Source organism: Pseudomonas sp. PS02303, assembly GCF_029959925.1.
Lineage (GTDB): Bacteria > Pseudomonadota > Gammaproteobacteria > Pseudomonadales > Pseudomonadaceae > Aquipseudomonas > Aquipseudomonas mandelii.
Window position 1 is genome coordinate 1 of the sequence record NZ_JASCOM010000160.1, and the last position, 13,616, is coordinate 13,616.

12 protein-coding genes are annotated in these 13,616 nt (G+C 60.4%); 8 read left to right on the forward strand and 4 right to left on the reverse strand.

All coding sequences use genetic code 11. The features are described from left to right. Positions 1 to 100: 100 nt before the first annotated feature. Entirely contained in the window at positions 101 to 1,393 is a 1,293-nt protein-coding gene (locus QMX98_RS24955) for an FAD-binding oxidoreductase (protein ID WP_221107767.1), read from the reverse strand. A 147-nt stretch (positions 1,394 to 1,540) separates the two neighbouring features. Between QMX98_RS24955 and QMX98_RS24960 the strand changes: the two genes are divergently transcribed. Next, positions 1,541 to 1,894, forward strand: a complete 354-nt coding sequence (locus QMX98_RS24960; RefSeq protein WP_007947437.1) for a YkgJ family cysteine cluster protein — start codon at positions 1,541 to 1,543, stop codon at positions 1,892 to 1,894. Positions 1,895 to 2,034: 140 nt separating this feature from the next. Here the strand turns inward: QMX98_RS24960 and QMX98_RS24965 are convergent, their stop codons facing one another. Next, on the reverse strand, positions 2,035 to 2,523 hold the full coding sequence (locus QMX98_RS24965; RefSeq protein ID WP_010465173.1) for an Lrp/AsnC ligand binding domain-containing protein: 489 nt from the start codon (positions 2,521 to 2,523) through the stop codon (positions 2,035 to 2,037). A gap of 157 nt (positions 2,524 to 2,680) precedes the next feature. Between QMX98_RS24965 and dadA the strand changes: the two genes are divergently transcribed. The 6 genes from dadA to QMX98_RS24995 all read left to right on the forward strand — a co-directional run bounded on the left by dadA (position 2,681) and on the right by QMX98_RS24995 (position 8,817). Further along, positions 2,681 to 3,985, forward strand: a complete 1,305-nt coding sequence (gene dadA / locus QMX98_RS24970) for a D-amino acid dehydrogenase (protein ID WP_010465171.1) — start codon at positions 2,681 to 2,683, stop codon at positions 3,983 to 3,985. Next, positions 3,957 to 4,310 carry a RidA family protein gene (locus QMX98_RS24975; protein WP_010465169.1) on the forward strand — a complete coding sequence of 118 codons (354 nt, stop codon included), beginning with the start codon at positions 3,957 to 3,959 and terminating at the stop codon, positions 4,308 to 4,310. Before dadA ends, QMX98_RS24975 begins: the two co-directional genes overlap by 29 nt. A gap of 104 nt (positions 4,311 to 4,414) precedes the next feature. Continuing rightward, positions 4,415 to 5,488, forward strand: coding sequence for an alanine racemase (gene alr, locus QMX98_RS24980; protein ID WP_083375465.1), 1,074 nt, complete (start codon positions 4,415 to 4,417; stop codon positions 5,486 to 5,488). Positions 5,489 to 5,614: 126 nt separating this feature from the next. After that, on the forward strand, positions 5,615 to 6,163 hold the full coding sequence (locus tag QMX98_RS24985; RefSeq protein WP_007947433.1) for a cupin domain-containing protein: 549 nt from the start codon (positions 5,615 to 5,617) through the stop codon (positions 6,161 to 6,163). 182 nt (positions 6,164 to 6,345) lie between these two features. Continuing rightward, positions 6,346 to 6,756, forward strand: coding sequence for a c-type cytochrome (locus tag QMX98_RS24990; protein ID WP_077748586.1), 411 nt, complete (start codon positions 6,346 to 6,348; stop codon positions 6,754 to 6,756). 138 nt (positions 6,757 to 6,894) lie between these two features. Next, positions 6,895 to 8,817 (forward strand): acetyl-CoA hydrolase/transferase C-terminal domain-containing protein, encoded by a 1,923-nt coding sequence (locus QMX98_RS24995; protein ID WP_077748587.1) that lies wholly within the window; start codon positions 6,895 to 6,897, stop codon positions 8,815 to 8,817. Positions 8,818 to 8,944: 127 nt separating this feature from the next. Here QMX98_RS24995 and QMX98_RS25000 read toward each other — a convergent pair whose 3' ends face one another. Together QMX98_RS25000 and rep are read right to left on the reverse strand one after the other, a co-directional pair. Next, the gene (locus QMX98_RS25000) at positions 8,945 to 9,517 is read right to left on the reverse strand and encodes a xanthine phosphoribosyltransferase (protein ID WP_109626693.1); all 573 of its coding nucleotides are present in this window, start codon (positions 9,515 to 9,517) and stop codon (positions 8,945 to 8,947) included. Positions 9,518 to 9,601: 84 nt separating this feature from the next. Further along, positions 9,602 to 11,611 (reverse strand): DNA helicase Rep, encoded by a 2,010-nt coding sequence (gene rep, locus QMX98_RS25005; protein ID WP_010465157.1) that lies wholly within the window; start codon positions 11,609 to 11,611, stop codon positions 9,602 to 9,604. Positions 11,612 to 11,873: 262 nt separating this feature from the next. Here rep and QMX98_RS25010 point away from each other — a divergent pair, with 262 nt between their 5' ends. Next, positions 11,874 to 13,547, forward strand: coding sequence for a bifunctional diguanylate cyclase/phosphodiesterase (locus QMX98_RS25010; protein ID WP_010465155.1), 1,674 nt, complete (start codon positions 11,874 to 11,876; stop codon positions 13,545 to 13,547). Positions 13,548 to 13,616: the final 69 nt, after the last annotated feature.

The following is a 13,616-nucleotide window of genomic DNA, read 5'->3' on the forward strand; positions in this document are numbered from 1 at the left end:
GCCTCGCTCCTACAGGGTTAGTGTCGATCTTCCGACCGACGCATAACCTGTAGGAGCGAGGCTTGCCCGCGAAGGCGTCCGCAAGAGCGCTACCACTTCCTCAGACCAACTCTTTAAGCCGATGCCACAACATCCCCAGCGCCAACAGCGGCGAGCGTAAATGCTTCCCGCCGGGGAAGGTGATATGCGGGACGCGAGCGAACAAATCAAACCCGCCCCCTTGCTGCCCGCTGATCGCCTCGGCCAACAACTTGCCCGCCAGGTGCGTGGCATTCACCCCATGTCCGGAATACGCCTGGGCGTAATACACATTCGGCTGATCCTTGAGCTGGCCAATCTGCGGCAGTCGGTTGGCGCCGATGCCGATCATCCCGCCCCATTGATAGTCGATCTTCACCCCGCCCAGTTGCGGGAAGACTTCCAGCATCTTCGGCCGCATGTACGCGCCAATGTCCTTCGGGTCGCGGCCCGAATAATGGCAGGCACCGCCAAACAGCAGGCGTCGATCCGCCGAAAGCCGGTAGTAATCCAGCGCCACCCGTTGATCGCAGACCGCCATGTTCTGCGGCAGGAGCGAGTGCGCCAGCTCTTCACTCAACGGCTCGGTGGCAATGATGTAGCTGCCCGCGGGCAGCACCTTACCGCTGAGATGCGGGTTGAGTTGGTTGAGGTAGGCGTTGCAGCCCAGCACCAGCGTCTTGGCGCGAACCGAGCCTTGGGCGGTATGGACCTTTACTTCGGGGCCGTAATCGATGCGGGTCACCGCCGAGTGTTCGAACAGCTTTGCGCCCAGCTGCTGCGCGGCGGCCGCTTCGCCCAGTGCCAGGTTAAGCGGGTGAAGATGGCCCGAACCCATGTCGATCAAGCCGCCGACGTAGCGGTCCGAACCCACCACCGAGTGCATTTCATTGGCTTGCAGCAGCCGGGTTTCATAGCGGTAGCCGAGGCTGCGCAGCTCTTCGGCATCTTCGGCGAAACCCTCGAGGTCGCGGGGTTTGTTCGCCAGGTCGCAGTAACCCCAGGTCAGGTCGCACGGAATCTGGAAACGCTCGACACGCTGGCGGACGATTTCCACCGCTTCCAGGCCCATGAGTTTCATCTGGCGCACGCCTTGCGCACCGATCACGTCGGTGAACTGATCGAGGCCATGACCGACGCCGCGAATCAATTGCCCGCCATTGCGTCCGCTGGCACCCCAGCCGATCTTGTGCGCTTCCAGCAAGATCACGCTGAGGCCGCGTTCGGCCAGCTCAAGCGCCGTGTTCAGCCCGGAAAACCCGCCGCCGACCACGCACACGTCCGCCACCAGATCGCCTTGCAGCACCGGATGATCGGGCTGCGGCAGGCTGCTGGCGGCGTAGTAAGAGGCAGTGTGCTGGGCACGGGCATTCATGTGAGCGTCCCTGATTCGTGTGTCTATAAAATTTGACGGAGCATAAGCCGGACGTTCCGGCGCGGGCAACATTGGTCGGTTCGTGCTGTCTGGATCGCGGCTTTTGCGTCAGAATCCCGGTCTATTCCGCTTTGGGTCACCGCTTCGATGAGCTGCAACAGCCAGAAAATCCGCACGCTTCGCCAGCAGATCCCCTCGTTCGAGTGCGTGCCCGGCTGCCATGACTGCTGTGGACCGGTGACCACCTCGCCGGAAGAAATGTCCCGCCTGCCGCGCAAGACCCGGGCCGAGCAGGATGCGGCGATGGATGAACTCAACTGCGTGCACCTGGGCCCCAATGGCTGCACGGTGTATGACGAGCGGCCGCTGATCTGCCGGTTGTTTGGGACCACCAAGACCTTGCCGTGCCCGAATGGGCGGGGGCCCGTGGAGCTGATTCATCCGCGGGTGGAGAAGCAGATTCATGAGTACATGGCGTCGACCCGGCAGGTCCTTGTCTGAGGGAAGACCGAGTCGCCCGTAATCGCTAGCAGGCTAGCTCCCACACTGGATCTGCGTCATGCACAGACTGTGTACCCGCTGAAGATCAGCGGTGGGAGCGAGCCTGCTAGCGATGGGGTCTGAACAGACACCACAAAGTCTCAATCCGGAATCGGCAGGCACAAACTCTCTTTCACCTCTTCCATCACGATATAGCTCTTGGATTCGCGCACATGCGGCAGCTTGAGCAGGATGTCGCCCAGCAGCTTGCGGTAGGAAGCCATCTCGGAAATCCGCGCCTTCACCAGGTAGTCGAAATCCCCCGACACCAAATGGCATTCCAGCACATGGGGCAGTTTCAGCACCGCACGTCGGAACTCTTCGAAAGTGTCGCCGGATTTGTAGTCGAGGCTGATCTCGACGAACACCAGAAGACTACCCTTGAGGTGCTGCGGATTGAGCCGGGCGTTGTAGCCCATGATGATCCCTTCGCGCTCCAGGCGCCGGACCCGCTCGGTACAAGGAGTGGTCGAGAGCCCGACCTTTTCCCCAAGCTCGGTGAAGGAGATGCGTCCGTCCGCTTGCAGGATCCGCAGGATGTTGCGGTCGATCTTGTCCAGCTCACGTTTGGTCTGAGTGTTGGTACGCATAGGGGATGCGCCTCCGTGAAAAGGGTTTTTGCCGAGAATTCTCGCCAAATATAGGCAGTTATATAGTGAAAAGCACTGCCTAATCTTTTTTACACTGCGCACATCAATGCTCTACAACTACGAACGTCAGCGGCAAGCCGCGATGAGGGATATGAAAATGCGCGTTATGGTCTTGGGTAGCGGCGTCATCGGTACCACCAGTGCTTATTATCTGGCGCGTGCCGGGTTCGAAGTGGTGGTGGTGGACCGTCAGCCGGCCGCTGCCATGGAGACCAGTTTCGCCAACGCCGGGCAAGTATCGCCGGGTTATGCCTCGCCGTGGGCCGCGCCGGGCGTGCCGCTCAAGGCCATCAAGTGGCTGTTGCAGCGCCACGCACCGCTGGCGATCAAGGCCACCGCCGACATCGACCAATACCTGTGGATGGCGCAGATGCTGCGCAACTGCACCGCCAGCCGTTATGCGGTGAACAAGGAGCGCATGGTGCGTCTGTCCGAGTACAGCCGTGACTGCCTCGACGAACTGCGCGCTGAAACCGGCATAGCCTATGAAGGCCGCAGCCTCGGGACGACCCAACTGTTCCGCACCCAGGCTCAACTGGACGGCGCGGCGAAAGACATCGCTGTTCTGAAAGAGTCCGGCGTGCCGTTCGAACTGCTCGACCGCGCTGGCATTGCCCGCGTTGAGCCGGCCCTGGCCAGCGTCACTGATATCCTCGCCGGTGCCTTGCGCCTGCCGAACGACCAGACTGGCGACTGCCAGATGTTCACCACTCGCCTGGCCGAAATGGCCGTCAAATTGGGCGTGGAATTCCGTTTCGGCCAGGACATTCAGAAGCTCGACTTCGCCGGTGATCGCATCAACGGCGTATGGATCGACGGCAAGCTGGAAACCGCGGATCGCTACGTGCTGGCACTCGGCAGCTACTCGCCGCAACTCCTCAAGCCATTGGGCATCAAGGCCCCGGTGTATCCGCTCAAGGGTTACTCCCTGACCGTGCCGATCACCAACCCGGCGATGGCTCCGACCTCGACCATTCTCGACGAGACCTACAAGGTCGCGATCACCCGTTTCGACAACCGCATCCGTGTCGGTGGTATGGCTGAAATAGCCGGTTTTGACCTGTCGCTGAACCCGCGTCGGCGCGAAACCCTGGAGATGATCGTCAACGACCTTTATCCTCAGGGCGGCGATCTGGCCCAGGCGAGTTTCTGGACCGGTCTGCGTCCGACCACTCCGGACGGCACGCCCATCGTTGGTGCCACCCCGTTCAGCAACCTGTTCCTGAACACCGGTCACGGCACGCTCGGCTGGACCATGGCGTGCGGCTCCGGCCGTTTGCTGGCTGACCTGATGGCGAAGAAAACGCCGCAGATCAGCGCCGAAGGCCTCGATATTTCCCGTTACGGCACAAAACTTCAGGAGTCCGCAAAACATGTCAATCCAGCGCCAGCTCACCAATGAGCGCATGAGCCAGATCGTTGTCCACAGCGGCACCGTCTATCTGGCAGGGCAGGTCGGCGACGACATGAATGCCGGGATTGAACAGCAGACCCGTGAAACCCTCGCCAATATCGAGCGTTTGCTCGATCTGGCAGGCACCGACAAGAGCCGTTTGCTCTCGGTTACGATTTACCTGAAAGACATCGACGCGCATTTCGAAGGCATGAACGCGGTGTGGGACAAGTGGCTGCCAAAAGGCGTCGCCCCGGCCCGTGCGACTGTTGAGTCGAAGCTGTGCGAACCGCAAATCCTGATCGAGCTGTCGGTCGTCGCCGCTCTGCCGTAAGCCTGTCAGGACGTTAGAAAGATCCCTCTTCCGGTGCTGTTGGCGGTTCACGCTGTCAGCCAGCGCCGGTTTTTATTCCCATGACCGCCTAGAAGTCTGCCGCCATGCGTCCAGCCCGTGCCCTGATCGACCTTCAAGCCCTGCGTCACAACTACCGGATCGCCCGTGAAACCACGGGGGCCAAGGCCCTCGCCGTGATCAAGGCGGATGCCTACGGCCATGGCGCGGTGCGTTGCGCCCAGGCGCTGGAAGCCGAGGCGGACGGATTTGCCGTGGCTTGTATCGAAGAAGCGTTGGAGTTGCGCGCGGCTGGCATTCGGGCGCCGGTGTTGTTGCTGGAAGGTTTTTTCGAAGCCGATGAGCTGTCGCTGATCGTCGAGCATGATTTCTGGTGTGTGGTGCATTCGTTGTGGCAGCTCGAAGCCATCGAGAACGCCGCGTTGAGCAAACCCATCACGGTCTGGCTCAAGCTCGATTCGGGTATGCACCGGGTTGGCTTGCATCCAAAGGATTATCACGCGGCGTATCAACGGCTGCTGGCCAGCGGCAAGGTGGCGAAGATTGTCTTGATGAGCCACTTCGCCCGCGCCGATGAGCTGCACGAGCAGGCCAGCGCCGAGCAGGTCGCTGTGTTTGAAGCGGCACGTAAAGGTTTGTCGGCCGAGATCAGCTTGCGCAACTCGCCGGCGGTACTCGGTTGGCCGCAGATTCCGAGCGATTGGGTTCGCCCGGGCATCATGCTCTACGGCGCCACGCCGTTTGAAGAAGCCAACGCCGTGGCCTCCCGTTTGCAGCCGGTGATGACCCTGGAATCGAAAGTGATCTGCGTGCGTGAACTGCCGGCCGGCGAGCCGATCGGTTATGGCGCCAAATTCATCACCCCCAAGCCCATGCGCGTCGGGGTGGTGGCCATGGGTTATGCCGATGGTTACCCGCGTCAGGCACCGACCGGCACGCCAGTGTTGGTCGCCGGGCAGCGCAGCCAGTTGATTGGCCGGGTGTCGATGGACATGCTCTGCATCGATCTGACCGATGTACCTCAGGCCGGCCTGGGTTCGACCGTTGAGTTGTGGGGTAAAAACATCCTCGCCAGCGACGTGGCCGCCGCCGCTGACACGATTCCCTATCAGATCTTCTGCAACCTGCGCCGGGTGCCAAAGCTCTATTCCGAGGGTTAGCGGTCAGCAGTCCGTACCGGAAGTCGCTTCGCTGAACAGGATTCAGGCCAAAGTGTTGTAAATACTGAACGCTGTCGCCATGATAACGCTCAATATTTCTACAACCTGAATCTTGGAGGCGCAAGCTTGGACGTCGGTGAACGACTGCAATCCATCCGTAAGCTCAAAGGTCTTTCCCAGCGTGAGCTCGCCAAGCGCGCGGGCGTCACCAACAGCACGATTTCCATGATCGAGAAGAACAGCGTCAGCCCCTCGATCAGTTCGCTGAGGAAGGTACTGGGCGGGATTCCCATGTCCATGGTCGAGTTCTTTTCCGAAGAAATCCTGCAGGAAAAACCGACGCAGATCGTCTACAAGGCCAACGAGCTGATCGATATTTCCGATGGTGCAGTGACCATGAAACTGGTCGGTCGGGCGCATCCGAGCCGGGCTATCGCCTTCCTCAATGAAATCTACCCGCCTGGCGCCGACACCGGTGACGAGATGCTCACCCATGAGGGCGAGGAAACCGGCATTTTGGTGGAAGGCCGACTGGAACTGGTGGTAGGGCTTGAAACTTTTGTGCTCGAAGCGGGGGATAGCTACTACTTTGAAAGTACCAAGCCACACCGTTTCCGTAATCCGTTCGATGCGCCGGCGCGACTAATCAGCGCAGCCACGCCCGCGAATTTCTAAGAGAAGAGGCGTCCTGCCAGCATGGCGGAGGCACCCGAACCGTTTTTCCATTGCGCAACAAGACCCCTTCGACTTTGGGGTTGTTTCAGTGTGACGGGGTTACCGTTATACTTGCGCCCGCCTGCGAACCGTGGCCGTAGGCGTGACTAGCCACCATTGAGGGTGAACGCGTGAATCTAATTATGAAAATGCTGGCCGTACCAGCAACCGTATTGGCCCTATGGGCAGTCAGCGCACAAGCAGCGACCAACGACGATATTGCTAAACGCCTTGAGCCAGTCGGCCAGGTTTGCGTCCAGGGTCAAGAGTGCAAGGGGATGGAAGTTGCTGCTGCTACTGGCGGTGGCGGTGCCAAGACGCCTAAAGATGTGATTGCAAAACATTGCAATGCTTGCCACGGAACCGGCCTGCTGGGTGCGCCGAAAATCGGCGACAAGGCTGCCTGGAAAGAGCGCGCCGATCACCAGGGCGGCCTAGACGGCATCCTGGCCAAAGCCATTACCGGTATCAATGCGATGCCGCCTAAAGGCACCTGCGCCGACTGCTCCGACGACGAGCTGAAGGGCGCCATCAAAGAAATGTCCGGCCTGTAACACGCCAGCATCTTCAGCGAAAAAGCCGCTTACGAGCGGCTTTTTTGTGCCTGCGATTTTCCTTGGGGACTATTCTTTGCAGTAAAGGCCCGGCAAGCTCGGTCCAACCCCAATTCACGGAATGTAAGGGAGGATCAGATGGTGCAGCTGTGTTCTATCGAGCAGGCGGTCGATGACGTATTGGCGCGGTTGCCAGCGCATATCCACATGGGCCTGCCCCTGGGCCTGGGCAAACCCAACCACTTCGTCAACGCGTTGTTCCAGCGCGTCGCGCAACTGCCCGACCGGCAGCTGACGATCTACACTGCCCTGTGCCTGGGCCGCCCGGCCTTGGGCGACGGTTTGCAAAAGCGCTTCCTCGAACCCTTCATCGAGCGAGTGTTTGGCGATTATCCGGAGCTGGATTTTCTCGCCGGACTTCACAAAGACAGCCTGCCGGCGAACATTCACGTCCATCAATTCTTTATGCAGCCCGGCAGCCTGCTGCATAGCGAATCGGCCCAGCAGGATTACGTCAGCAGCAACTACAGCCACGCCGCGCGGGACATCAACGCCGCCGGTTTGAACCTCGTGGCGCAACTGGTGGCCAGCCACGCCGAACACCCGGATCGTCTGAGCCTGAGCTGCAACCCTGACATCACCCTCGACCTGTTTCCGATGATCGCCAAACGCCGGGCGGCGGGAGAGACGATCCTGCTGGTGGGCCAGGTGCACAACGATTTGCCCTACATGCCCGGTGACGCCGAAATAGGTATCGACACCTTCGACCTGCTGATCGACGAGAAGGACAACACCACACTGTTCTCCACGCCGAACATGCCCGTGGGTTTCCAGGATCACTTCATCGGCTTGCACGCCAGTACGCTGGTGCGCGATGGCGGCACCTTGCAGATCGGCATCGGTGCCATGGGCGATGCCCTGACCGCAGCGTTGCTGGCGCGTCAGGCCGACAATGCCGGTTACAAGGCGTTGCTGGCGGATATCAATCTCAGCCAGTGGGCGCAGTTGATCGACCGCGAAGGCGGCATCGATCCGTTCGCGAAGGGCCTTTACGGTTGCAGCGAAATGTTCGTCAACGGCTTGCTGGTGCTGGCCGATGCCGGAATCGTGCGGCGCAAGGTCTACCCGGACGTGCCGACCCAGCAACAAGCCAATGCCGGCACTCTCGACGAAGCCGCGCAAACCGATGGCATCTCGGTGCATGGCGGGTTCTTCCTCGGGCCGCGCAGTTTTTACGAGCGCCTGCGCGAGCTTCCGCAAAGCAAGCGACTCGAATTCAACATGACCCGCATCAGCTACATCAACGAGCTCTACGGTCAGGAAGAACTCAAACGCTTGCAGCGCCTGGACGCGCGCTTCATCAACACCGTGTTCACCATGACCCTGCTCGGCGCGGGCGTGGCCGATCAGCTCGAAAGCGGGCGAGTGCTGAGCGGCGTTGGCGGGCAATACAATTTTGTTGCTCAGGGCCATGCGCTGGAGGGCGCGCGGTCCGTGCTGCTGTTGCGCAGCTGGCGCGAGGCGGGCGGTGAGGTCAGTTCGAACATCGTCTGGGAATACGGCCACTGCACGATCCCACGGCATCTGCGGGACATCGTGGTCACCGAGTACGGCATCGCCGATCTGCGCGGCAAGACCGATGCGGCGGTGATCGAGGCATTGCTGAATATCAGCGACTCTCGCTTCCAGCCGGGGTTGATCGAGCAGGCGCAGAACGTTGGCAAATTGCCGAAGAATTTCCGCATCGATCCGCGTTTTGCCGACAACAGCCCGGAGCGTTTACAGGCGATTCAGGCGTTGCATCCGAATTTGTTTCCGGAATATCCGCTGGGGTGTGATTTCACTGCGGTGGAGAGGGATTTGTTGCGGTCGCTGAACTGGTTGAAGAGCAAGTTCAAGCTCTCTGAGATTCTGGAGTTGGGCAAGGCTGCGCTGGACGCGCCGGAGCCTGCGGCGTTTCCCGAGCATCTGGAGCGGATGCAGCTGACCAACCCGGAAGGGCTGAAAGAGGACCTGTTTCAGCGGCTGCTACTCGCCGGCCTCAAGGCCACCGCGCCATAACAGCCACTCCAACACCACTGTGGGAGCGAGCCTGCTCGCGAATGCTGAGTATCAGTCGACATCACCGTTGACTGATCCAGCGCTTTCGCGAGCCGGCTCGCTCCCACAAGGGATATGCGGTGTGGCTTTATTCGATGAAGGTAACCACGCCATCTTTCAGCGACTGCACCCGAGCCAGCGACTCAACCCGATAACCTTGGGCATCCAGTTCCGCACGCCCACCCTGGAACGACTTCTCGATCACGATCCCCAAGCCGGCGACGGTGGCGCCGGCCTGTTTGATGATCGAGATCAGCGCCTGGGACGCCTTACCGTTGGCCAGGAAGTCATCGATGATCAGCACGCGGTCGCTGCTGGTCAGGTGGCGCGGGGAGATGGCCACGGTGCTTTCGGTCTGCTTGGTGAACGAGTAAACGGTCGCCGACAGAAGGTTTTCAGTCAAGGTCAGTGACTGATGCTTGCGGGCAAAAATCACCGGCACGCCGAGGTTCAGGCCGGTCATGATCGCCGGGGCGATGCCCGAAGCTTCGATCGTGACGATCTTGGTGATGCCCGAGTCCTTGAACAGCGCAGCGAATTCATCGCCGATCAGCTTCATCAGGGCCGGGTCGATCTGGTGGTTCAAAAAGGCGTCGACCTTCAAGACCTGATCGGAAAGCACGATGCCTTGTTCGCGGATTTTCTGGTGCAGTGCTTCCATGAAGCGTTCCTCTACTGGCGCCATGTGCGCCTAGCTTGTCAAAAATGCCTGGTTAAAAAGTGTTCGGTTAAAAAGTGCTCAATTCTAGCGCTTTAACATCGCCCGTATATCCGCCAATGCGGTATTGCCGCGAACGGCTTTGACTTCAACAGGTGTGTCGTCGTTGCCTTCCCACGCCAGGTCGTCCGGCGGCAGCTCATCCAGGAAGCGGCTCGGCGCGCAGTCGATGATCTCGCCGTATTGCTTGCGCTTGGCGGCGAAGGTGAAGGCCAGGGTCTGACGCGCCCGGGTAATGCCAACGTAGGCCAGGCGGCGTTCTTCTTCGATGGTGTCGGCTTCGATGCTGGAGCGGTGCGGGAGGATTTCCTCTTCCATGCCCATGATGAACACGTAAGGGAATTCCAAGCCCTTGGAAGCGTGCAAGGTCATCATCTGCACACCTTCAGCGCCGTCTTCCTCTTCCTGCTGACGTTCCAGCATGTCGCGCAGGACGAGTTTGCCGATGGCGTCTTCGACGGTCATCTCGCCTTCTTCGTCTTTCTCCAAGGTGTTTTTCAACGCCTCGATCAGGAACCAGACGTTACCCATGCGGTAATCGGCGGCCTTGTCGCTGGAGCTGTTAGTGCGCAGCCAGTTCTCGTAGTCGATGTCCATGACCATGCTGCGCAGCGCCGAGATCGGGTCTTCGCCGGCGCATTGCTCGCGGACCTTGTCCATGAAGCGCTTAAAGCGTGACAGACGATCGGTGAAACGCGCATCCAGGTGCTCGCCCAGGCCGATTTCGTCGGTGGCGGCATACATCGAGATTTTGCGCTCGGTGGCGTAGTTGCCCAGCTTCTCCAGCGTGGTCGAACCGATCTCCCGGCGCGGGACATTGATCACCCGCAGGAAGGCGTTGTCGTCGTCCGGGTTCACGATCAGGCGGAAGTAGGCCATCAGGTCTTTCACTTCCTGGCGACCGAAGAAGCTGTTGCCGCCGGACAAACGATACGGAATCTGGTGGTGCTGCAGCTTCAGTTCGATCAGCTTGGCCTGGTAGTTACCGCGATACAGGATCGCGAAATCGCTGTAAGGCCGGTCCGTGCGCAGGTGCAGGGTCAGCAGTTCCACGGCCACGCGCTCGGCTTCGGCGTCTTCGTTGCGGCAGCGGATCACGCGGATCTCGTCGCCGTGGCCCATCTCGCTCCACAGCTGCTTTTCGAATTCGTGCGGGTTGTTCGAGATCAGCACGTTGGCGCAGCGCAGGATGCGGCTGGTGGAGCGGTAGTTCTGCTCGAGCATGACGACTTTCAGGGACGGGTAATCGTCCTTGAGCAGCATCAGGTTTTCCGGGCGGGCGCCGCGCCAGGCGTAGATCGACTGGTCATCGTCGCCGACCACGGTGAACTGGTTGCGCGTGCCGATCAGCAGTTTCACCAGCAAATACTGGCTGGCGTTGGTGTCCTGGTATTCGTCCACCAGCAGGTAGCGGACTTTGTTCTGCCATTTTTCGAGGATGTCTGCGTGTTCCTGGAACAGCTTCACCGGCAGCAGGATCAAGTCGTCGAAGTCCACCGCGTTGAACGCCTTGAGCGTACGCTGATAGTGGGTGTAGACGATGGCGGCGGTCTGTTCCTTGGGATTGCGCGCGTTTTCCAGGGCTTCGGGCGGCAGGATCAGGTCGTTTTTCCACGAGCCGATCATGTTCTTGATCTCGTCGACGCCGTCGTCGCCCGAGTATTCCTTCTGCATGATGTCGGTCATCAAGGCTTTGACGTCGGTTTCGTCAAAGATCGAGAAGCCCGGCTTGTAGCCCAGGCGAACATGTTCCTTGCGGATGATGTTCAAGCCCAGGTTGTGGAAGGTGCACACCGTCAGGCCACGGCCTTCGCCGCCCTTGAGCAGGGTGCCGACCCGTTCCTTCATCTCGCGCGCGGCCTTGTTGGTGAAGGTCATGGCGACGATGTACTGGGCGCGGATGCCGCAGTTCTGGATCAGATGCGCAATTTTGCGGGTGATCACGCTGGTCTTGCCGGAGCCGGCGCCGGCGAGCACCAAAAGAGGGCCGCCGACGTAGCTCACGGCTTCTTGCTGCCGGGGATTGAGTCGGGACATACGAAATCAGGGAGTCGTTAGTGAAATGGGCCGGCATTTTAACAGGCTCAGCGAATTGTGCTGCTCTCTCCGACTTGTGACGCACCACGCTATCTCTATTTGCCGGTTTTGATACTTTCAAGCAGGATGCGCGGTGAATTAGCGGCTAATGTTCGTATTCCAGACACAAACTCACGTTTGATAACTGATGTCATTTGGTCATTGGTTACAGGCGCGGCATAATGCCCGTCGCCTACATCTTTGCAGAGTCTAGGGAGCTAGCTTGTCTACGCCTGTCGAACCCTTGCGTTTGCTGCTACTGGCCGAAGAGCCGGTGTGGGCAGCGTTGTTGCGCGAGTGTCTGGCTCCGATGGGGAGCTCGGCCGTGCTTATCAGCGCGCCGAGCTGGGAGTCGGTCAGCAGTCTGTTCGATGACAACCGCAACGCGGTGTTGTTGACCATTCCAGCACTTCAGCCTCTGCCAGGCCGATGCAGCTTGCCGACAGTGTTGCTGCTCGAGCACGAGCCCCTGACGTCGCCCGATGGTGTGAGCGACTGGCTGGTGCGCGACCATCTCGATGCCGGCATGCTGCGCCGGTGCCTGCGGCATGTGCGCGAACGTGGCTTGCTGGAAAACACCCTGCAACGCCTGGCCGAGCAAGACCCGCTGACTGGCATCGCCAACCGTCAGGGCTTCCAGACCTTGCTGGCCGCGCGTCTGGCGGAAAACGACGGCCGTGGCCTGGCCCTCGGTCACCTTGATCTCGACAACTTCCGTCACGCCAACGATGCCCTCGGCCACCAGGCCGGCGACCGGTTGATCCTGCAGGTGGTTGCGCGGCTGAAAAGCCAGCTTGAGGCCGGCGATCAACTGGCGCGGCTTGGCAGCGATGAATTCGCCTTGCTGATCGACACCCGCCGCGCGCCTCAGCGCGCCGAATGGATGGCCGAGCGCATCACCGAAGCCCTGGCCGAACCTTACTGGGTCGACGGCGAAAGCCTGTTGATCGGTTCCAGCCTGGGCATCGCCCACGCCCGGGCCCAGGCCGGCGCCGACCCGCTGATGTGGCACGCGCACATCGCCATGCAGCAAGCCAAGAGCACTCAGGGCTGCACCTTTCATATCTTCAACGAACGCATCAACCGCAATGCCCGCAGCATGGCCGACCTCGAAAGCGAGCTGCGTAGGGCGTTGCGCCGTGACGAACTGGAGTTGCATTACCAGCCGCGCCTGAACCTTGAGGACGGCCAGATCGTCGGCCTCGAAGCCCTGGTGCGCTGGCGGCATGCCGAGCGCGGTTTGCTGGCGCCCAGCGAGTTCGTGCCGCTGGCCGAGCAAAGCGGTTTGATCGTACCGCTCGGTTACTGGGTGATTTCCCGGGCCCTGCGGGACATGCAGGCATTGCGCGAGCGTGGTTTGCCGGCGCTGCACATGGCGATCAACCTGTCGTTCCGGCAGTTTCAGGACAGCCAGTTGTTGTCGACCCTGAGCCGGCTGATCGCCGAGCGCGGCGTCGAGGCGCAATGGCTGGAATTCGAACTGACCGAAACTGCGGTCATGCGCCGCAGCGACCTGGTGAAACAGACCATGGACGCCCTCGGGCGCCTGGGCGTGCGCTTCTCACTGGATGATTTCGGCACCGGGTTCTCGTCCTTCGTGCACCTCAACAGCCTGCCGATTGCCTTGCTCAAGGTCGACAAGAGCTTTGTCGGCGGCATGGAAGAGCGGGAAGAGAATCGCAAACTGGTCCACGCGATGATCAACCTGGCGCACAACCTCAACCTTGAAGTGGTGGCCGAAGGCGTGGAGACGGCGGAGCAGCTGGAGTTGTTGCGCGGGTTTGGTTGCGATCAGGTGCAGGGGTATCTGATCAGCAAGCCGCTGCCGTTGGCGGAGTTGGTTGAGTATCTGACGTTTGGCAGCAGCCAGCAGCCTGCCCTCGAAATCGTGAGCTAACCCCGAACCTGTAGGAGCGAGGCTTGCCCGCGAAGGCGTCACATCAGTCGACATCTTTGTTAACTGACA

What these genes read in the sequence shown, in the direction of transcription:
- QMX98_RS25000 (WP_109626693.1), bottom strand. Translation starts at nt 9,517, where the DNA reads ATGGAAGCACTGCACCAGAAAATCCGCGAACAAGGCATCGTGCTTTCC.
- QMX98_RS24955 (WP_221107767.1), bottom strand. Translation starts at nt 1,393, where the DNA reads ATGAATGCCCGTGCCCAGCACACTGCCTCTTACTACGCCGCCAGCAGC.
- rep (WP_010465157.1), bottom strand. Translation starts at nt 11,611, where the DNA reads ATGTCCCGACTCAATCCCCGGCAGCAAGAAGCCGTGAGCTACGTCGGC.
- QMX98_RS24995 (WP_077748587.1), top strand. Translation starts at nt 6,895, where the DNA reads ATGGTGCAGCTGTGTTCTATCGAGCAGGCGGTCGATGACGTATTGGCG.
- QMX98_RS24960 (WP_007947437.1), top strand. Translation starts at nt 1,541, where the DNA reads ATGAGCTGCAACAGCCAGAAAATCCGCACGCTTCGCCAGCAGATCCCC.
- QMX98_RS24990 (WP_077748586.1), top strand. Translation starts at nt 6,346, where the DNA reads ATGAAAATGCTGGCCGTACCAGCAACCGTATTGGCCCTATGGGCAGTC.
- QMX98_RS24975 (WP_010465169.1), top strand. Translation starts at nt 3,957, where the DNA reads ATGTCAATCCAGCGCCAGCTCACCAATGAGCGCATGAGCCAGATCGTT.
- alr (WP_083375465.1), top strand. Translation starts at nt 4,415, where the DNA reads ATGCGTCCAGCCCGTGCCCTGATCGACCTTCAAGCCCTGCGTCACAAC.
- QMX98_RS24965 (WP_010465173.1), bottom strand. Translation starts at nt 2,523, where the DNA reads ATGCGTACCAACACTCAGACCAAACGTGAGCTGGACAAGATCGACCGC.
- dadA (WP_010465171.1), top strand. Translation starts at nt 2,681, where the DNA reads ATGCGCGTTATGGTCTTGGGTAGCGGCGTCATCGGTACCACCAGTGCT.